The sequence below is a fragment of the Atlantibacter sp. genome (assembly GCF_032062175.1).
In the GTDB taxonomy this organism is placed as follows: domain Bacteria; phylum Pseudomonadota; class Gammaproteobacteria; order Enterobacterales; family Enterobacteriaceae; genus Atlantibacter.
On the sequence record NZ_DAMBQK010000012.1, the window covers coordinates 50,692 to 70,495 of the forward strand.

Sequence of the window (19,804 nt, forward strand, 5' to 3'; positions counted from 1 at the left end):
GTCGGGCGATTTATTTAATCTGTTTCACTTGCCTCGGACTAAGCGTCAATGACAGACAATATTCATCAACATCGCATTCTCATCCTCGATTTCGGTTCTCAATATACTCAGTTGGTAGCGCGTCGCGTGCGTGAGCTGGGCGTGTATTGCGAGCTGTGGGCATGGGATGTTACTGAAGCACAGATTCGCGAATTTAATCCTAACGGCATTATTCTTTCCGGCGGCCCGGAAAGTACCACCGAGCACAACAGCCCGCGCGCGCCGCAGTACGTGTTCGAGGCGGGCGTTCCGGTTCTGGGCGTTTGCTACGGTATGCAGACTATGGCAATGCAGCTTGGCGGCCATGTTCAGGGTTCCGATGAGCGTGAATTCGGCTATGCGCAGGTGGAAGTTAAAACCGACAGCGCCCTGGTTCGCGGCATCGAAGATGCCCTGAGCGCAGAGGGTAAACCGCTGCTGGACGTGTGGATGAGCCACGGCGACAAAGTTACCGCCATCCCGGCTGATTTCGTGACCGTCGCCAGCACTGAAACCTGCCCGTTTGCCATTATGGCGAACGAAGAAAAACGTTTTTACGGCGTACAGTTCCACCCGGAAGTAACCCACACCCGCCAGGGCCTGCGTATGTTAGAGCGCTTTGTGCGCGACATCTGCCAGTGCGAAGCGCTGTGGACACCGGCGAAAATCATCGATGACGCGGTAGAACGCATTCGCCAGCAGGTTGGCAGCGATAAAGTGATCCTTGGCCTGTCCGGCGGTGTGGATTCTTCCGTTACTGCCATGCTGCTGCACCGCGCCATTGGCGACCGCCTGACTTGTGTCTTCGTTGATAACGGCCTGCTGCGCCTGAATGAAGCCGAGCAGGTGATGGACATGTTCGGCGACCATTTCGGCCTGAACATCGTTCATGTTCCGGCGGAAGCACGTTTCCTGGAAGCGTTGGCAGGGGAGAACGACCCGGAAGCCAAACGCAAAATCATTGGTCGTGTGTTCGTAGAAGTGTTTGACGAAGAAGCGTTGAGACTGGAAGACGTGAAGTGGCTGGCGCAGGGGACTATTTATCCTGACGTCATTGAATCCGCCGCTTCAGCGACCGGTAAAGCGCACGTTATCAAATCGCACCACAACGTGGGCGGCTTGCCGAAAGAGATGAAGATGGGCCTCGTTGAGCCGCTGAAAGAGCTGTTCAAAGACGAAGTGCGCAAAATCGGTCTTGAGCTGGGCCTGCCGTTCGACATGCTGTACCGTCACCCGTTCCCGGGCCCAGGCCTTGGCGTGCGTGTACTTGGCGAAGTGAAGAAAGAGTACTGCGATTTGCTGCGTCGCGCCGATGCGATCTTTATCGAAGAGCTGCGTAAAGCGGATCTGTATGACAAAGTGAGCCAGGCTTTCACCGTGTTCCTGCCGGTGCGTTCGGTAGGCGTGATGGGCGATGGTCGTAAATACGACTGGGTTGTGTCACTGCGTGCGGTGGAAACCATCGACTTTATGACCGCGCACTGGGCGCATCTACCTTATGACTTCCTGGGCCGTGTGTCGAACCGCATTATCAATGAAGTGAATGGCATTTCCCGCGTGGTGTATGACATCAGCGGTAAGCCGCCAGCGACTATTGAGTGGGAATAAGTTTTTTCATGGCATGCGCAGAGCCTGCCATTAAAAAATACCGCCAGTTGTTGTCTATCGGGTAGGATTTCCTACCCGATTCTTTTTGTGTTTACCGGTGCGTAAGCGTCGTAGCCCCCGCTTCAATGTCGGCAAGCACATCCTGCTCCATAAAACTTTTATCACCGCAGCCCGGGCCAGGCTCGATTCATTGAGTATTAACAGACCGCACACCTCTAACTGAACTGTCTCGGCCTCTTTTTCGAAACGCCATCTGTACGCGGCTAGCGCGGCGAGGATATGCTCGGCGGTTCCACGGCACAGCCAGGCGGATTCGTGGCGCTTAGCGATAATGATAGGCAATAGAGCTGAATATTACTCTGTTACCCGCCGTCCGGCTGGATCGGCAGCGTGTTCCGGGTATAGTTCGCCAGGTAAGCGGCGTGGTCTTCTGACGCAGAGGCCACGTATTGTTTGCCAGATGGCACATAAAAGTGATTTAGCGCTGATGTGGGGTATCAATACTCAGGCTGATTTGCTGAGTTTCGATTTTGTCCTGATGGTGGTACCAGGCGCCGATAGCGGAGTAAACGAAGCGGCCAAAGAGGAACAAGAAGCTAATTAGCAAGATAATGCGAGTCATTCGATTATTGAATCGGTGTCGGTTTCGCATACTGGTGGCCTGACTCACGCCATTTTCCTTTAGGTTTACCCGTCAACCGCGGGCGACAGGCTTATTAAGTCATAGCCGCGAGAAGAGGTCAATTATTCATCATGTAAAAATTATGACATTATGATTAACCTTGGTTATTTATGTGATAATTATATTTACCGTGTGTATCATAAGTGACTAATTCCTAAAAAATACTTACGCTCTGAATGGACTTTTTCCTGTCATTTGACTCACGTCAATTTTCAGTTTTTTAACCTAACTAAAATTTGCGTCTCTTCTGCCCGCATTAAAATCAGCGCGCAGTGTTAACGGTTGGTTGGATGCCTGCCTTCTTTTCCCTTCGGATTATGGGAGCGTTTTTCGGGCATCTATGCACCTGTTAACCTGGTATCAACGTTATAAAGACAAATGGTGGTGTTTACCGCTGTTTCTCCCTCTGCTATTGCTCCCTGTCGCCCGGTTAGCGAATACACATGCGCAGATAGGCGAGGGCATCGTGGTGCTCTATTTTTTGCCGCTGGCGTTAATGATTACCCTGATGTTGTTTTTCGGCTGGGCGGCGATACCGGGATTGATTCTGGCGATTGTGATTAACTACCATCACAACGTCGGTTTGCTGGATCTGTCCGTCACAACCTTTCATTTTTTGCTGTCTACCCTTATCAGTTGGGGTGGCTATCGCATTTTCGAGACGCGCCGTTTCGCCATCTCGTATGGAAATGGCAATGTGAATATTCAGCGTCTGTTCTGGCTGGTATTCTGCAATGCCTCGGTGTTTATGATGTTCTATCAGTTCGCCAACTTTTTCGGCCTTTATGATACGACGGCCAATCTGGTAGGCGAAAACCCCTTTAATATTCGTGCGTTGGTAAATTATCAGGGGGTATTGGTCGGCTGCCTGACGGGCGCGCCGCTGTGCTATTTAGCGATTCGTACTCTGCGCCATCCACGCTATCTGCGCGCCTGGTATTCGCAAATGAAATGCCAATGCGATGCGCGCGTAAAACGGACAGAAGTCATTATCTGGTTTTGCGTGATGATTGGTCTGGTTTCTCTGCTTCTGTCTGCGCCCGAAAAAGACAACAATTCCATCTTTACCACCAGCTATACGCTCTCTTTACTGCTGCCAGTCATGCTGTGGGGCGCGATTCGATTCGGTTATCTGTTTATTACCGTCGTCTGGAGCCTGGTACTGCTTCTGCTTTGCCACTATTACGAACGTTATTTACCCACCTCGCCGGAATATGAACTGCAAATCGTGATCAGTTCATCCTGTTACTTTGTCTATTCACTGACGATTATGGTGATGGGCAAGGTAGCGACCTGGCAGCGGAATATCCATAACCGCGGCCGCCGTCTGGCGTTTATCGATCCGCTAGTCCATATGCCAAACCTGCGGGCACTGAATCACGATCTGGCCAATTATCCGTGGTCGATGCTGTGTTTTTTACGGGTGCCGGAACTGGAGTTGCTGGGGCGGCATTACGGGGTGAGTTTGCGTATTCACTATAAACAGCAGCTCGCCGCCTGGCTCAGAGAGGTATTAAACGAAGACGAGCTTACGTATCAGCTGTCGGGGCATGATTTAGTCATTCGGTTAAGCACGCATAATCATGAGGAGCGCATCGCCATCCTGCATGAAAAAGTGAACGCGTTCCGTCTCATCTGGGATGGCATGCCGATCCAGCCGCAGGTGGGGATAAGCTATTGTTTTCTGCGCTCGCCGGTTAATCATTTACATATCCTGCTGGGTGAAATGAGCTCCATTGCAGATTTATCACTCTCCACCCATCATCCCGAAAGCCTGCAGCGCCGGGGTGGTAATCAATTACAGCGCGCGGTAAAAATCAAAGTTGAGATGATGAACCGTCTTCAGATGGCGCTGGATAACGATCGTTTTTCCTTGATGATCCAACGCGTGGACGGTGTGCGCGGCGATTGCTATTACGAAGTGCTGCTGCGGATGCTGGATGAAAACGGCAACACCTTTATGCCCGGGGAATTTTTACCGGTGGCGCATGAGTTTGGTTTATCGTCGCGGATTGACCTATGGGTACTGGAAAAGACATTACGTTTTATTGACCAGCATCGCGCCTTGCTGCCCGGCTTTCGCTTTGCCATAAACTTAACGCCGTCTTCTGTCTGCCGGGTGCCGTTTGCCGGTGAAGTTAAAACGATGCTGGCGAAATACAAGGTAGAACCCTGGCAGCTTATCTTTGAGGTGACCGAAAGCCAGTCGCTGTCGAATATTGAGCAGGTCAGCCTCACGCTGACCGCATTACGCAACCTCGGCTGCCGTATCGCGATTGACGACTTCGGCACCGGCTACGCCAGCTATGCGCGGTTTAAAAACGTTACCGCAGACATTTTGAAAATCGACGGCAGCTTTGTCCGTAATTTGTTGTCCAGCAGTATGGATTACCAGATTGTGGCATCGATTTGTAATCTGGCGCGGATGAAAAATATGCAGGTGGTGGCAGAGTATGTGGAGAGCGAAGAAGTGAGACAAGCCCTGCTGACACTGGGTATTGATTACCAGCAGGGATATTTAATTGGCAAACCGCAGCCGATTGAAAGCCTGGTTAACGGGCAAGCAAACGGGGGTTAGCCGTTTGCCGCCGCGTCAGAAATCTGTTCTTCTTCAATCAGCAATTTCCACCCGGTAACGGATTCCCAGTACTGCTGCTCGCGCTCCAGGTCCAGCAAGACCAGCGCGTTCTGGCTAAACCAGCCGTTAGGGAAGCGCAATGTCCAGTGGTTGTCGTCGGTTTCCAGCACCAGCGTCGGCGGGGTGGTTGTCGACTGGCGTTGGTTATTGAGCAAAACGCCTAACCGAAACAGTTGGATCAGCGGTAAATACTGCTTTTTCTTAAACAACGCAAAGCGCGGCAGTTCATCCAGTTTGATGCCTTTACGGTGATAGCGGACCAGCGTCGCCATCAGCATCTGCTGTTCCTGGTTGAAGCCCGGCAGATCGCTGTGCTGCAAAATATAGGCGGAGTGACGATGCAGCCCGCTGTGGTTGATGCTCAACCCTACCTCATGCAGTAGCGCCGCCCATTTCAACAACGCCGAGAGCTGCGGGTCGGCAAGCTTAGGCTGCTGCGCCTGCCACTGATCGTACATCAGCGTGATGGTATCCAGCACCCGATGCGCCTGATCGCGATCGATATGGTATTGGTTCGCCAGGCTTTGCGCGGTACGGCTACGGATATCCTGATGGCGGAAACGGCCTTCCATTTCATACAGCACGCCCTCACGCAGCGCGCCATCGGAAAGACGTAGCTCGCGGATCCCCAGCGCATCAAACACGCCACACAGAATCGCCAGGCCTGGCACAAACACCGTCTTGCGTTCTTCCGACAGGCCCGGCAGGCTCAGCGCGTCAAAGGATTTATGCTTCAGGACCTCGGCACACAGCATTTCCAGACGCTCCGGGGTAATCAGGCCATCTTTTTCACCCATCGCCAGCAACACTTCGTGAGAGGCTTTAATCGAGCCGGAGGCCCCAAGCGCCACGTTCCAACCCTGAATGCGGAACTGCCAGGCCAGGTTTTCCAGTTTTTGCACCGCTGCCAGCCGCGCACGGTGGAAGTTTTCCGGGCTAATGACGCGGCCAGGAAAGAACATTTGCGCAAAGCTTACGCAGCCCATACGGCGGCTTTCCACCAGCCTGGGCTCGAAATCTTCGCCAATCACCAGTTCGGTCGATCCGCCGCCGATGTCGATCACCAGCTTGCGGCCTTTTTCCGGCTGGGTATGTTCCACGCCCATAAAAATCAGACGCGCTTCTTCATTGCCGGAAATGATCTCAATCGGATAGGGGATCACCTCTTTGGCGCGCTTAAGAAAATCCGCGGCGTTTTGCGCCTGGCGTAGCGTATGCGTACCCACAATACAGACGTTCTCCGCAGAGAAACCCTGTAAACGTTCCGCGAACAGCGACAGACAGGTCAGGCCGCGCTCCATGGCCTCTTCGCTAAGGATATTGTTTTCATCCAGACCATCCGCCAGGTGGACGCGCTGTTTAAGCCGGCCAATGATCTGCATGGCGCCATCCACCACGCGGGCGATCACCATATGGAAGCTGTTGGAGCCAAGATCGACCGCAGCGAACTCCTGCGGTCGGGGAGCGTTTTGAGTTATCGGCATAGATTATTCTGGCTGTTCGAGTGATTTGATGTATTCGTAAATCGCTAGCTGGGCGCGCAGTTTACGGCGATTGCCGCGAGGAACATAGCGGTTACTGAGTTCTTTATCCATGTAGCGTGCTTTTACCGTATCGTTGAACAGCAAATCAAGGATATCGAGAATGCGCTGCTTAAGACGTGGGTCAAGCAGCGGCGTCGCCACTTCAATACGGTAATCGATATTACGGGTCATCCAGTCTGCGGAAGAGAGGAAAACTTTTGTATCGCCGCCGTTTTCAAATACGTAAACCCGGTCATGCTCCAGGTAACGGTCAACGATGCTGATGACTTTGACGTTATCGCTGATGCCCTCCAGTTGGGGGATCAGCGAGCACATGCCGCGAATCAGCAGGTTCACCGGCACGCCGGAACTGGACGCCGCATACAGGCGGTCCACCAGGCCTTTATCGACCAGGTTGTTTAGCTTCAGGGTGATGCCGGAAGGCAGGCCGTTCTGGGCATTGGCAATTTCTTTGTCGATCATTTCATACAGCAGGCGCCGCGAGTTCTGCGGTGAAACAAGCAGATAATCAAATGTCACCGGGCGGTATGGGTTTTCAATAAAGTTGAATACCCGGCGTACTTCGTTGGTGATGCGCGCATCGGCGGTCAGCAACGAGTAATCGGTATAGATCCGGGCGGTCTTTTCGTTAAAGTTACCGGTGCCGATATGCGCATAACGCACCACGTCCTCGCCCTCTTTACGGGAGATCAGGAACAGTTTGGCGTGGATTTTCAGGCCTGGCGCGGAGAAGATCACATGTACGCCCGCTTCCGTCAGGCGTTTCGCCCAGTGGATGTTGGCTTCTTCGTCAAAACGCGCCTGTAACTCCACCACCACGGTGACTTTTTTACCGTTATGCGCCGCGTGGATCATCGCGTCGATAATGCGCGAATCCTTGGCCACGCGGTAAATATTGATTTTTATCGCCAGCACGCTGGGGTCAAACGAGGCCTGGCGCAGCAGTTCCAGCACGTGCTCAAAAGTGTGGTAAGGGTAATAAAGCAGCACATCGCGCTCGCGGATCGCATCGAAGCCGTTGCGGAATTTATCAAACCAGACATGGCGCAGACGCGGCAGCGGCTTGTTCACCAGATTGGCTTTGCCCACGTTCGGGAAGCTGATGAAGTCTTTGAAGTTGTGGTAACGGCCACCGGGTACGATGGAGTCATAGCGCGAAATCGATAATTTCTGGCGCAGCATTTCCACCATGGCGTCGGGCATATCTCGCTGGTAGACAAAGCGCACCGGCTCTGCCGTCAGACGCTGTTTCAGGCTGGAAGACATCAGTTCCAGCAGGCTGGATTCCATCTCATGCACCAGGTCGTATTCGGCGTCGCGAGTCATTTTCATCGAATAGGCGTTAAGCGCATCGTAATCGAAGAAACCTTTAAAAATATCGTCCAGGCAGAAGCGCAGGATATTATCCAGCAGGATCATCGGCTTGCGGCGGCGCGGCGTTTCCGGCGGCAGGTTTACGAAGCGCGGCACTTTATCGGACGGGATTTCCAGCAGCGCGTAGCGGATTTCATCGCCGCGAATGATCTCTACCGCCAGATAGGTGTAATCATCTTTTAAAAACTGCACCAGGTCGGTGTCGCGATACAGCAAAATTGGCGTAATGTGCTGGCGCAGATAGTGTTTGAAATAGTGGCGCAACCAGCCCTGCTGGTTTTGTGAAAGCTGGCGTTCGTTGATCAGGAAGATTTGGTTACGCGCCATTTCCAGCAGCAGATCGTTATACAACCCGTCAAATTCCTGATCGGCTTTAAGGACCCGCGACTGGATCTTGCCCAGCAAATGGCGGGAATGCGAGGTGATACCTTGCTCCTCGCTGATCAAAATGCGGCGTTTGAGTTCGGCGAAGCGAACCTTATAAAACTCATCAAGATTATTGGAATAAATCCCCAGAAAACGCATCCGCTCGATCAGCGGGTTGCTTTTATCCGCAGCTTCCTGCAGCACGCGCTCGTTGAATGACAGCCAACTGAGCTCTTTCTCGATGTATAGTTTTTCCTGACCCATGACTACTGACACTCCGGTTATCTCACTCGGGACGTGGAAAATCCGTCTCGATACTATTATGGCGAGCGAAGACCCGCGATGTCCAACGATGCCACAAAAGTATGACAGCTACATGAGCGTGGCGGCGCTAAGTGACTTTTTTGTTTCATTTATTTGCCATAAGCCGAAAACAAAACAGGCCCGGTATCTACCAGGCCTGATCGTTGTTTAACGCGTGAAGCAGTTACTCTTCGGACGCATAGCCCTGGGCGGGCAGCGGTTTGCCGTCGAGCCAGGCTTCGTTGCCGTGCATCGTCAGGCGGCCTTCCATAAACCAACTGACCACCAACGGATAAATGGCGTGCTCCTGGGCCTGCACCCGGGCCGTCACGTCATCTTCATTATCGCCTTCGAAAACCGGCACGGTCGCCTGCAAAATCACCGGGCCGCCGTCCAGCTCATCGGTTACGAAATGCACGGAAGTGCCGTGCTCTTCATCGCCGTTTTCCAGCACCTGTTGATGGGTATGCAGGCCGGGATATTTCGGTAGCAGGGAAGGGTGGATGTTGATCAACCGTCCACGGTAATGCGCCACAAACGCCGGGCTCAGAATGCGCATATAGCCTGCCAGCACCACCAGATCCGGGGCATAGGCGTCGATTTCCAGCATCAATTCGCGGTCGAACGCTTCGCGGCTGGCGAACTGGCTGGCCGTGAGCGCATGGGCGGGAATGCCCGCCTCTCTGGCGCGTTCAAGGCCGAACGCGTCGGCCTTATTGCTGAATACCGCGCTAATGGTGCCGTTGATCTTCTTCTGTTGGCAGGCGTCGATAATGGCCTGCAAGTTGCTTCCGTTGCCAGAAATCAGCACCACAATGTGTTTCATTACTCAATAACCACGCGTTGTTCGGAATCAGAAGCCTTGATGATACCGATTTTCCACGCCTTTTCGCCACGCGCATTGAGTAAAGAAATCGCTTTTTCGGCCTCGCTCGCAGGCAGCGCGATAACCATTCCGACGCCGCAGTTAAATGTGCGATACATCTCGTGTTTGCTGACGTTGCCTGCTTTCTGCATCCAGTCAAATACCGCAGGCCACTGCCAGGAAGATTCGTCGATCACGGCTTGGGTGTTGTCCGGCAGCACGCGCGGAATGTTTTCCCAGAAGCCGCCGCCGGTCAGGTGGGCGATAGCATGGACATCAGCCTGCTCGATCAGCTCCAGGATAGATTTCACATAAATGCGCGTCGGGGCCAGCAGGTGATCCGCCAGCGATTTGCCTTCCAGTTGCGTGGTAAGCGGGTCGCAACCGCTGACGTCAACAATTTTGCGCACCAGGGAATAGCCGTTGGAGTGTGGACCGCTGGAAGCCAGCGCAATCAGCACATCGCCATCGGCCACTTTGGAACCGTCGATAATCTCTGACTTCTCGACCACACCCACGCAAAAACCAGCTACGTCGTAATCTTCGCCGTGATACATACCCGGCATTTCCGCCGTTTCGCCGCCAACCAGCGCACAGCCGGACTGTAAACAGCCTTCGGCGATGCCGGTAATGACGCTGGCTGCGGTATCTACATCCAGTTTGCCGGTGGCGTAGTAGTCCAGGAAGAACAGCGGTTCTGCGCCCTGTACCACCAGGTCGTTAACGCACATGGCGACCAAATCGATGCCGATGGTGTCGTGACGTTTTAAATCCATTGCCAGACGCAGCTTGGTGCCGACGCCGTCGGTGCCCGATACCAGAACCGGCTCGCGATATTTCTGCGGCAACGCGCACAATGCGCCGAATCCGCCCAGTCCGCCCATGACTTCAGGGCGGCGAGTTTTTTTCACGACGCCTTTAATACGGTCGACCAGAGCATTACCTGCATCAATATCAACGCCGGCATCTTTATAGCTGAGAGAGGTTTTATCGGTCACTGCACAATCCCCACGCGGTTGCGGTAGTAAGAAAACGCGGCAATTCTAACAGTGCAGGCAAACGTTTGCGAGCCTCTTATTTAGCGCATTTAAAATCTTATGGCGTAGACTGATTTCAGTTCGGTTGATCCCGATCATGACCATTAGATATGGCGCAGCGGCGAAAAAGCGGTATAATCCGGCGATTTTTTTTGTGGCTGCCACCTTTCTGGGGAGAAAGAGTATGAAGATCGTGGAAGTGAAACACCCACTCGTCAAACACAAGCTCGGGCTGATGCGTGAAAATGATATTAGCACCAAGCGCTTTCGTGAACTGGCCTCGGAAGTGGGCAGCCTGCTGACCTATGAAGCGACTTCCGACCTCGAAACCGAGAGAGTGGTTATCGAAGGCTGGAACGGCCCGGTAGAAGTCGAACAAATCAAAGGCAAAAAAATTACCGTGGTGCCGATCCTGCGTGCCGGTCTGGGCATGATGGAAGGCGTACTGGAGCACGTGCCGAGCGCGCGTATCAGCGTGGTAGGTATCTACCGTAACGAAGAGACGCTGGAGCCGGTTCCTTATTTCCAGAAGCTGGTTTCCAACATCGACGAGCGTATGGCGCTGGTGGTTGACCCGATGCTGGCGACCGGCGGCTCAATGATCGCCACTATTGACCTGCTGAAAAACGCCGGCTGCCACAGCATTAAAGTACTGGTGCTGGTTGCCGCGCCGGAAGGTATCGCCGCGCTGGAGAAAGCGCACCCGGACGTAGAGTTGTACACTGCGTCTATCGACAAGGGATTGAACGAGCACGGATACATCATTCCGGGCCTCGGCGATGCCGGCGACAAGATTTTTGGTACTAAATAAATGAACGCATAAAAAAAGCCGACTTCGATAGTCGGCTTTTTTTTGGGTTATTCATCAGTAATCGTTATTTCATAAATCATTACAACAACACTCAGAGGAAAACACTATGACGCGCCGTGCTATCGGGGTAAGCGAAAGACCACCGCTGCTTCAAACCATCCCGCTTAGTTTGCAGCACTTGTTCGCCATGTTTGGCGCAACCGTGCTGGTGCCAATCCTGTTTCATATCAACCCGGCCACCGTGCTGCTGTTTAACGGTATCGGGACCCTGCTGTATCTGTTTATCTGTAAGGGCAAAATCCCGGCCTATCTTGGGTCGAGCTTTGCGTTTATCTCTCCGGTGTTGTTACTGCTGCCGTTGGGTTATGAACTGGCCCTGGGCGGCTTTATCGTCTGCGGTGCGCTGTTTTGCCTGGTGGCGTTGATTGTCAAAAAAGCCGGGACTGGCTGGCTGGACGTGATGTTCCCGCCTGCGGCGATGGGCGCGATTGTGGCGGTTATCGGTCTGGAACTGGCGGGCGTGGCGGCCAATATGGCGGGTCTGCTGCCAGCGGAAGGGCAGATGCCGGATTCCACCACCATTATCATTTCGTTGGTGACGCTGGGCGTGACGGTATTTGGCTCGGTGCTGTTTCGCGGCTTCCTGGCGATTATCCCGATCCTGATCGGCGTGCTGGCGGGTTACGCGCTCTCCTTCATCATGGGCGTGGTTGATATCACGCCAATTAAAGACGCGCACTGGTTCGCGCTGCCAACTTTCTACACCCCGCGCTTCGAGTGGTTCGCTATTTTCACTATCTTGCCTGCGGCGCTGGTGGTGATTGCCGAACACGTCGGGCACCTGGTGGTAACGGCCAATATCGTCAAGAAAGACCTGATTCGCGATCCGGGCCTGCATCGCTCCATGTTCGCCAACGGTTTCTCCACCATGATTTCCGGTTTCTTCGGCTCCACGCCGAACACCACCTACGGTGAAAACATCGGCGTGATGGCGATTACCCGCGTTTACAGTACCTGGGTTATCGGCGGCGCGGCGATTATCGCGATTCTGCTCTCCTGCGTCGGTAAACTGGCGGCGGCGATCCAGATTATCCCGGTTCCGGTGATGGGCGGCGTGTCGCTGCTGCTGTACGGGGTGATCGGCGCGTCCGGTATTCGCGTACTGATCGACTCCAAAGTGGATTACAGCAAAGCGCAAAACCTGATCCTCACCTCGGTGATCCTGATCATCGGCGTCAGCGGCGCGAAAGTGCATGTTGGCGCGGCGGAGCTGAAAGGCATGGCGCTGGCGACCATTGTCGGTGTGCTGCTGAGCCTGATTTTCAAATTAATCAGCGTACTGCGCCCGGAAGAAGTGGTGCTGGACGCGGAAGATCAGGAAAAAGCCTCCTGATCGTAGTAAACCGGGCGGATCTGCCGCCCGGTTCAATACGCGGCCTTTTCTGTGATAAACTCAGCGCGATTTTACTCAGGCACTGGTTGAGGTCTCTCTGAACACACCGGCACAGCTCTCTTTGCCACTCTATCTACCCGATGATGAAACTTTCGCAAGTTTCTGGCCGGGTGATAACCCTTCTTTATTAGCCGCGCTGCAAAACGTGTTACGTCAGGAGCACAGCGGTTATATCTACATCTGGTCTCGCGAAGGGGCAGGGCGCAGCCATCTGCTGCATGCGGCGTGCGCGGAACTCTCGGCGCGCGGCGATGCGGTAGGCTATGTTCCTCTCGATAAACGCACCTGGTTTGTCCCGGAAGTGCTTGATGGTATGGAACAATTGTCGCTGGTGTGCATTGATAATATTGAATGCATCGCGGGCGATGAGCTGTGGGAAATGGCGATTTTTAATCTCTATAACCGCATTCTGGAATCCGGCAAAACGCGATTGTTGATCACCGGCGACAGACCGCCGCGCCAGCTTAATCTCCAGCTTGCTGATTTAGCCTCCCGCCTCGACTGGGGGCAAATATACAAGCTTCAGCCGCTGTCGGATGACGATAAATTGCTGGCGCTACAGCTGCGGGCGCGCCAGCGCGGGTTTGAACTGCCGGAAGATGTGGGGCGTTTTTTACTCAAGCGGCTGGACCGGGAAATGCGCACGCTGTTTATGACGCTCGATCAGCTGGATCGCGCCTCGATTACCGCACAGCGCAAATTAACGATTCCGTTTGTGAAAGATATTCTCGGACTGTAACCGCAGGCTGCTGCGCCTGCGGTTAAGGCGTGTTAAAGGATTTCCAGCACCGACTCCGGCGGCCGGCCAATACGGGCATTCCCGTCAGTCACCACTATCGGGCGCTCAATCAGTTTCGGGTTTTCAACCATCGCGGCGATAAGCTGTTCTTCCGTCAGTGCCGGATCGCCGAGCTTCAACTCGCTATAAATCTCTTCTTTCTGGCGCATTAAGTGACGTGCACTGCTGTATCCCAGTTGCTTAAGCAGCTGTCTGATCGTTTCTGCATCCGGTGGCGTTTCCAGATACAGCACCACCTCCGGTTCAACGCCGTTCTCTTTCAGTAAATTCAGCGTTTCGCGGCTCTTGGAACAGCGTGGGTTATGGTAAATCGTGACCTTACGAGACATTCTTTCTCCTTTTACATTTTCTCATAGGGGCGGAATCGCATCTGCAACTGGCGGAACTGATCAATACGCGCATCGTAGCGCGCCTGTTGCAGGCTGCCGACTTTCACTTGCGAACTGGCGCTGCTTAACAGCGAAATAGACTGATCGAGCCTGCCCAGTAGCGCCATGACTTCTGCGCGAGCCGCCAGTTCCTGGTCGCGGTTGCCGAGCGCAGCCTGGGCCTGTGCCAGCAGATCCCAGCCGTTGGAATCATCGGGATGAGAGAAGGTATAACGGTTAAGGATTTTCACCGATTCCCCCGGCTGTTTCGCTTCAAGCCAGGCGTTCGCCAGGTTCAATTGCAGCACCGGATTATTTTTCAGATCCGGGGCATTTTTCAGGCGATTAACCGCATCGTTGGCTTTATTCAGCCCTAAATCGATATCGGTTGAGAGATCCAGATACCACGGATTTCCGGGTTGGGCGGTAATCAGCGGCTGCAACAGCGTGCGCGCTTCGGCGAAGTTTTTCGCCACCATCGCCTGCAACGCTTTGCCATAGGCAGCGGCATGTTGTTCACGAACGTTGCCCTTCGACCAGGCGTCGAGAATATCGCTGGTGAGCTGATTGCGCCCGGAGTTGTACATCCCCAGGGTACGCGCTTTCGCCATATAGAAATCTTCCGACGACTGCGCCACCACCGGACGCATCTGGTTGGCGCGGTTACGCGCATCGGATAAACGGCTTTCTGGCAGCGGGTGCGTCAGCAAAATCTCCGGCGGGCGCGAGGAGTAGCGCGCCTGATCGAGCAGTTTCTCCAGAAATGTCGGCATCGCCTGAGGATCGAAGCCGGAACGCTGCAACACCTGAATGCCGATGCGGTCCGCTTCTTGCTCGTTTTGCTGGGTAAAACTGATCACGCCCTGCTGAGTACCGGCAAGCGTACCGGTCAGCGCCGCCATACCGGCTTGCGGGCTGGCCATGGCGAGCAGAATCGAGCCCAGCGCGCCTACCCAGGTCAGCGGCGCATTACGCTTTTGATCTTCCATCGCGCGCGCCAGATGGCGCTGGGTGACGTGAGAAATTTCGTGCGCCATCACCGAGGCCAGTTGGCTTTCATTATCGGCGTAGCGGAACAGCGCGGTATGCAATACCACGTTGCCGCCGAAAAAGGCGAAGGCGTTGATTTCGTCGTTATTGATCAAAAAGAAATGAAACGGCGTGCGTACCGAGTCCGCATGGGCGACCAGGCGCATCCCCAGCCCGTTGATATATTGCACTAACAGCGGATCGTTGATTAGCGGCGCACTACCGCGCAGCTGGCGCACATAGTAATCGCCCATCTGCAACTCTTGCCCAATGGAGAGCGTACTGCCCGCCGAAGTGCCCATATCAGGGAGTTCAGTGGCGCTATGCGCGAATGCGGGAACCAGTGAGCCCGCCACCATGGCGGTAATGAGCGTTGCAACCAGTGTCTTTTTCAACTGCCTGAACATAACCACGTCCTGTCTGTCTGGAATCTCTGATTTTGACCTGCGCGACGCCGCTTTGTTCATTGCAGAGCAAAAGGCCGTCTGAGCGAGGAAAAGATATCTTAGTTAGCCTGAATGCGATTGTCTTGAGGGGGCCAGAAAAAATGGGCTCTTTTTTTGTTTCGTTTAGATACAATCCGAATAGCGCTTTAGCTGGTACCTCAGGGAAAGAAAGATGCTCGATATGTTAATGCAGTGGTATCGCCGCCGGTTTTCCGACCCGGAAGCGATAGCGCTGCTGGTTATTCTGGTTGCGGGTTTCTGCATCCTGTTCTTTTTTCACAGCCTGTTAGCCCCACTGCTGGTGGCTATCGTGCTGGCATTTTTGCTGGAGTGGCCCACGGTACGCCTTGAGCGCATCGGCTGTTCTCGCACTCTGGCGGCAACGCTGGTGCTGGTGCTGTTTATCGGCATCGTGCTGGTGATGGCGTTTGTGGTGATCCCGGTGGCCTGGCAACAGGGGATTTATTTAATCCGCGATATGCCGGGGATGCTGAATAAGCTCTCAGATTTTGCCGCTACCCTGCCGAAACGCTACCCGGCCTTGATGGACGCGGGGATTATCGACGCCATGGCGGAAAATATGCGCGCCCGCATGACCGTGGTCGGCGATTCGGTGGTGAAATTCTCGCTGGCGTCGCTGGTGGGGTTATTAACCCTCGCCATTTACCTGATCCTGGTGCCGCTGATGGTGTTTTTCCTGGTGAAAGACAAAGAGCAGATGCTCAATGCGGTGCGCCGGGTTTTACCGCGCAATCGCGGGCTGGCGGGCCAGGTCTGGACTGAAATGAACCAGCAGATCACCAACTATATTCGCGGCAAAGTGCTGGAAATGGTCGTGGTCGGCGTCGCCACCTGGATTGGCTTTCGCATCTTTGGCCTGAATTACTCGCTACTGTTGGCAGTGCTTGTTGGGTTATCAGTCTTGATCCCCTATATCGGCGCGTTTGTGGTGACTATCCCGGTCGTCTGCGTGGCGCTGTTCCAGTTTGGGCTGGGCACCGAGTTCTGGAGCTGCTTCGCGGTTTACCTGATTATCCAGGCGCTGGACGGCAACCTGCTGGTGCCGGTGTTGTTCTCGGAAGCCGTAAACCTGCACCCGCTGGTGATTATTCTGTCGGTGGTGATTTTCGGCGGGCTATGGGGATTCTGGGGCGTGTTTTTCGCCATCCCGCTGGCGACGTTGATTAAGGCCGTGGTTCATGCCTGGCCGGATGGGTTGTCGGTTGAAGATAAACCGTAACGCAGACAAAAAAGCCGACATCGCGTCGGCTTTTTACATCAAAGGTATTTAACGGTTTTCGTTCAGCCAGGCTAAGACCACATCGTGGTGGTTGCTGGTTTTGAAATCGTCAAACACGTGTTCAACGACGCCGTTGCCGTCCAGCAGAAAACTAATGCGGTGAATACCGTCATAGGTTTTCCCCATAAATGATTTTTCGCCCCATACGCCAAACTGTTCGCAAACCTGATGGTCTTCATCGGAAAGCAGGGTGAAATTAAGCAACTCTTTTTCTGCGAAACGCGAGAGTTTCTCGGGTTTATCGGTGCTGATCCCTAATACTTCAACACCGGCTTTTTTCAAATCGTCCATGTTGTCGCGCAGCCCGCAAGCTTGCACGGTACAACCAGGCGTCATGGCCTTCGGGTAAAAGTAAACCAGAACACGCTGTCCCTGGAAGTCGGTCAAATTTACTTGTTCACCGTCCTGATCGGGCAAGCTAAATTTTGGTGCGTTCTCTCCGGCTTTCAGTGGGTTCATTACGACACTCCGTCCTGTTCATCTTGCTGTTGATAGTTAACGACGTTAATACTGCCTTGCGCATTCAGTTCTGTACAGAGAGCCTTGAACGCTTGCTCGATTATTGTCGCATTATCCAGCGCGGGGCTGTGGGCGGTCATTTGAATATACAACTGGGCGCTTTTACCGTTATCGGCAGGTTGGGTGCGCGACACCAGTTCGGCGATATTGAGATTGTGCGCGTCCAGCAGCGCGGTGAATCGTTCAATCAGATGCGGGGAGTCTTCCACTTCCACCTGCACCCATACGGTGGCGGGCATCGCCTGGCGTGGACGGGCGGTGGTGCGTTTCATCACAATCAGTAAATCAAGCTCCGCGCCTTTGAGCGGCAGCGTGGATTCAATCAGCGTGATTGCGTTCCAGCTCCCGGAAAGCAGCATAATAAACGTGAACTCGTCGCCCAGCATCGCCAGTCGGCTGTCTTCAATGTTACAGCCGCAGCTGCTGACATGGCGGGTAATGGTATTCACGATACCCGAGCGGTCAGCGCCCAGCGCGGTAATGACAAGATAGTGTTGTGATGAGAGTGCCAAACGGATTCTTCCTGTGCCTCTGTGAATAATTATAAGGAAACCATAAAAAAAACCGCCATACAACAACCTGGACGCCCTTGTGCGCTTGCTTTTATATTGGCAGCAAACGTACCATTGAGTTTCTTGTTTGCACAGAGGATGGCCCATGTTCACGGGAAGTATTGTCGCGCTGATTACACCGATGGATCTCAAAGGTAATATCTGTCGGTCGAGCCTGAAAAAACTGATTGATTACCATGTCGCCAGCGGAACCTCGGCGATTGTTTCTGTAGGGACTACCGGCGAGTCCGCAACCCTGAGCCATGACGAGCATGGCGACGTTGTGATGATGACGCTCGAACTGGCTGACGGCCGTATCCCGGTGATCGCCGGTACCGGTGCAAACGCGACCTCAGAGGCCATTAGCCTGACGCAGCGTTTCAACGATAGCGGCATTGTGGGCTGCCTGACCGTGACGCCGTACTACAACCGTCCTACCCAGGAAGGGTTGTTCCAGCATTTCAAAGCCATCGCTGAACACACCGATTTGCCGCAGATCCTGTATAATGTGCCGTCTCGTACCGGCTGTGACATGCTGCCGGAAACGGTAGGCAGACTCTCGAAAGTTAAAAATATTGTCGGTATTAAAGAAGCGACAGGGAACTTAACGCGGGTTAACCAGATCAAAGAGCTGGTTTCAGACGACTTCATTCTGGTGAGCGGCGATGACGCCAGCGCGCTGGACTTTATGCAACTGGGCGGTCATGGCGTGATTTCGGTTACCGCTAACGTTGCCGCGCGTGACATGGCTGAAATGTGCAAACTTGCCGCAGCCGGCCAGTACCGTGAAGCTCGCGTGATTAACCAGCGTTTGATGCCGCTGCATCATAAACTATTTGTTGAACCCAACCCGATCCCGGCCAAATGGGCATGTAAGGCGTTGGGACTTGTGGCGACCGATACGCTACGCTTGCCGATGACCCCGATCACCGACCACGGTCGTGACGAGGTTGCGGGCGCGCTTAAGCATGCTGGTCTGCTGTAAAGTTTAGGGAGATTTGATGGCTTACTCAGTACAGAAGTCGCGTGTGGCGAAAGTAGCAACCGTATCACTGGTGATGCTGCTCGCCGCCTGTAGTTCCGATTCGCGCTATAAGCGCCAGGTGAGCGGGGATGAGTCTTATCTGGATGCCGCGCCGCTGGCGGAACTTCATGCCCCGGCGGGGTTAATTCTGCCGGTTGAAAACGGCGACTATAACATTCCTGTGACCAACGGCAGCGGTCGGGTCGGTAAAGAACTGGATATTCGTCCGCCAGCACAGCCGCTGGCTCTGGTGACCGGCGCACGCACGCAGTTCACCGGGGATACCGCCACGTTGCTGCTGGAAAACGGCCGCAGCGGTTCGCTCTGGCCGCAGGTAGTAAGCGCTGTCCAGTCTCATAACTACGCGATCACTAAACGCGACGATGCCGCCCAGACCCTCAGCACCGACTGGGTGCAGTGGAACCGTGCGGATGAAGATCAGCAATACCGTGGCCGTTATCAGATCACCGTTCAGCCGCAGGGCTACCAGCAGGCGCTGGTGGTGAAACTGGTTAATCTGGAGCAGGGCGGTAAACCTGTCGCCGACTCGGCTTCGCTCCAGCGCTATAGCGCGGAAATGCTTAACAGCATCGCCTCGTCGCTGGATAAAACCCAAACGGCTAACCAGAACGCGGCAGATAACCGCAGCACCAGCCAGATTGACGTGCAAAGCGCTGCCGATGACACCGGTTTGCCAATGCTGGTGGTACGCGCGCCGTTCAGCGTGGTATGGAACCGCCTGCCTGCAACCCTCGAAAAAGTGGGTATGAAGGTGACGGACTCCACCCGTTCAACCGGTAGCGTAGCGTTAACCTACAAACGGTTGTCTGACGGCGACTGGCAGGCACTGGGCGCACGCGATCCGGGCCTGAGCAGCGGCGATTACAAACTTCAGGTCGGCGATCTGGATAACCGCAGCAGCCTGCAATTTATCGATCCGAAAGGACACACGCTGACCCAGTCGCAAAACGATGCGCTGGTGGCCGTATTCCAGGCCGCATTCAGCAAGTAATACCAGGGCCGGATCACTCCGGCCTTTTTTTATTGAACAGACGCAATCGTGTGCGTC

At 54.2% G+C, this 19,804-nt stretch carries 17 protein-coding genes; 8 read left to right on the forward strand and 9 right to left on the reverse strand.

Features of this window, described 5'->3' with window-relative positions:
- Positions 1-48: 48 nt before the first annotated feature.
- Positions 49-1,626, forward strand: coding sequence for a glutamine-hydrolyzing GMP synthase (gene guaA, locus RT120_RS12500; protein ID WP_312982941.1), 1,578 nt, complete (start codon positions 49-51; stop codon positions 1,624-1,626).
- A 478-nt stretch (positions 1,627-2,104) separates the two neighbouring features.
- On the opposite strand, the gene RT120_RS12505 is transcribed toward guaA, so the two are convergent.
- On the reverse strand, positions 2,105-2,296 hold the full coding sequence (locus RT120_RS12505) for a YfgG family protein (RefSeq protein WP_312982942.1): 192 nt from the start codon (positions 2,294-2,296) through the stop codon (positions 2,105-2,107).
- A gap of 352 nt (positions 2,297-2,648) precedes the next feature.
- Here RT120_RS12505 and RT120_RS12510 point away from each other — a divergent pair, with 352 nt between their 5' ends.
- Positions 2,649-4,886: an EAL domain-containing protein gene (locus RT120_RS12510; protein ID WP_312982943.1), complete on the forward strand. Its 2,238-nt coding sequence runs from the start codon at positions 2,649-2,651 to the stop codon at positions 4,884-4,886.
- Here the strand turns inward: RT120_RS12510 and ppx are convergent.
- From ppx to purM, 4 genes are all read right to left on the reverse strand, one after another.
- Complete coding sequence (ppx, locus tag RT120_RS12515; protein ID WP_312982944.1) at positions 4,883-6,430, reverse strand: exopolyphosphatase; 1,548 nt, start codon at positions 6,428-6,430, stop codon at positions 4,883-4,885. The genes RT120_RS12510 and ppx overlap by 4 nt on opposite strands.
- Positions 6,431-6,433: 3 nt before the next feature.
- Positions 6,434-8,494: a polyphosphate kinase 1 gene (ppk1, locus tag RT120_RS12520; protein ID WP_312982945.1), complete on the reverse strand. Its 2,061-nt coding sequence runs from the start codon at positions 8,492-8,494 to the stop codon at positions 6,434-6,436.
- A 223-nt stretch (positions 8,495-8,717) separates the two neighbouring features.
- On the reverse strand, positions 8,718-9,359 hold the full coding sequence (gene purN, locus RT120_RS12525) for a phosphoribosylglycinamide formyltransferase (protein WP_312982946.1): 642 nt from the start codon (positions 9,357-9,359) through the stop codon (positions 8,718-8,720).
- Positions 9,359-10,396 (reverse strand): phosphoribosylformylglycinamidine cyclo-ligase, encoded by a 1,038-nt coding sequence (gene purM / locus RT120_RS12530; RefSeq protein WP_312982947.1) that lies wholly within the window; start codon positions 10,394-10,396, stop codon positions 9,359-9,361. The genes purN and purM overlap by 1 nt, the downstream gene beginning before the upstream one ends.
- Before the next feature lie 223 nt (positions 10,397-10,619).
- Between purM and upp the strand changes: the two genes are divergently transcribed.
- From upp to RT120_RS12545, 3 genes are all read left to right on the forward strand, one after another.
- Positions 10,620-11,246, forward strand: coding sequence for a uracil phosphoribosyltransferase (gene upp / locus RT120_RS12535; RefSeq protein ID WP_312982948.1), 627 nt, complete (start codon positions 10,620-10,622; stop codon positions 11,244-11,246).
- A 106-nt stretch (positions 11,247-11,352) separates the two neighbouring features.
- A complete protein-coding gene (uraA, locus tag RT120_RS12540; RefSeq protein WP_312982949.1) occupies positions 11,353-12,639 on the forward strand; it encodes a uracil permease in 1,287 nt (428 codons plus the stop codon).
- A 97-nt stretch (positions 12,640-12,736) separates the two neighbouring features.
- On the forward strand, positions 12,737-13,438 hold the full coding sequence (locus RT120_RS12545; RefSeq protein WP_312983004.1) for a DnaA inactivator Hda: 702 nt from the start codon (positions 12,737-12,739) through the stop codon (positions 13,436-13,438).
- 32 nt (positions 13,439-13,470) lie between these two features.
- Here the strand turns inward: RT120_RS12545 and arsC are convergent, their stop codons facing one another.
- Both arsC and bepA read right to left on the reverse strand, forming a co-directional pair.
- Positions 13,471-13,827, reverse strand: coding sequence for an arsenate reductase (glutaredoxin) (arsC, locus tag RT120_RS12550; protein WP_312982950.1), 357 nt, complete (start codon positions 13,825-13,827; stop codon positions 13,471-13,473).
- 11 nt (positions 13,828-13,838) lie between these two features.
- Positions 13,839-15,302: a beta-barrel assembly-enhancing protease gene (bepA, locus tag RT120_RS12555; protein ID WP_312982951.1), complete on the reverse strand. Its 1,464-nt coding sequence runs from the start codon at positions 15,300-15,302 to the stop codon at positions 13,839-13,841.
- A 211-nt stretch (positions 15,303-15,513) separates the two neighbouring features.
- Here bepA and RT120_RS12560 point away from each other — a divergent pair, with 211 nt between their 5' ends.
- Positions 15,514-16,581 (forward strand): AI-2E family transporter, encoded by a 1,068-nt coding sequence (locus tag RT120_RS12560; protein ID WP_312982952.1) that lies wholly within the window; start codon positions 15,514-15,516, stop codon positions 16,579-16,581.
- A 48-nt stretch (positions 16,582-16,629) separates the two neighbouring features.
- Here the strand turns inward: RT120_RS12560 and bcp are convergent, their stop codons facing one another.
- Positions 16,630-17,100, reverse strand: coding sequence for a thioredoxin-dependent thiol peroxidase (gene bcp / locus RT120_RS12565; RefSeq protein WP_312982953.1), 471 nt, complete (start codon positions 17,098-17,100; stop codon positions 16,630-16,632).
- Positions 17,100-17,672 (reverse strand): glycine cleavage system transcriptional repressor, encoded by a 573-nt coding sequence (locus RT120_RS12570; RefSeq protein WP_312982954.1) that lies wholly within the window; start codon positions 17,670-17,672, stop codon positions 17,100-17,102. Before RT120_RS12570 ends, bcp begins: the two co-directional genes overlap by 1 nt.
- Positions 17,673-17,817: 145 nt before the next feature.
- Between RT120_RS12570 and dapA the strand changes: the two genes are divergently transcribed.
- Positions 17,818-18,696, forward strand: coding sequence for a 4-hydroxy-tetrahydrodipicolinate synthase (gene dapA / locus RT120_RS12575; protein ID WP_312982955.1), 879 nt, complete (start codon positions 17,818-17,820; stop codon positions 18,694-18,696).
- Positions 18,697-18,712: 16 nt separating this feature from the next.
- On the forward strand, positions 18,713-19,747 hold the full coding sequence (bamC, locus tag RT120_RS12580; RefSeq protein WP_312982956.1) for an outer membrane protein assembly factor BamC: 1,035 nt from the start codon (positions 18,713-18,715) through the stop codon (positions 19,745-19,747).
- Positions 19,748-19,804: the final 57 nt, after the last annotated feature.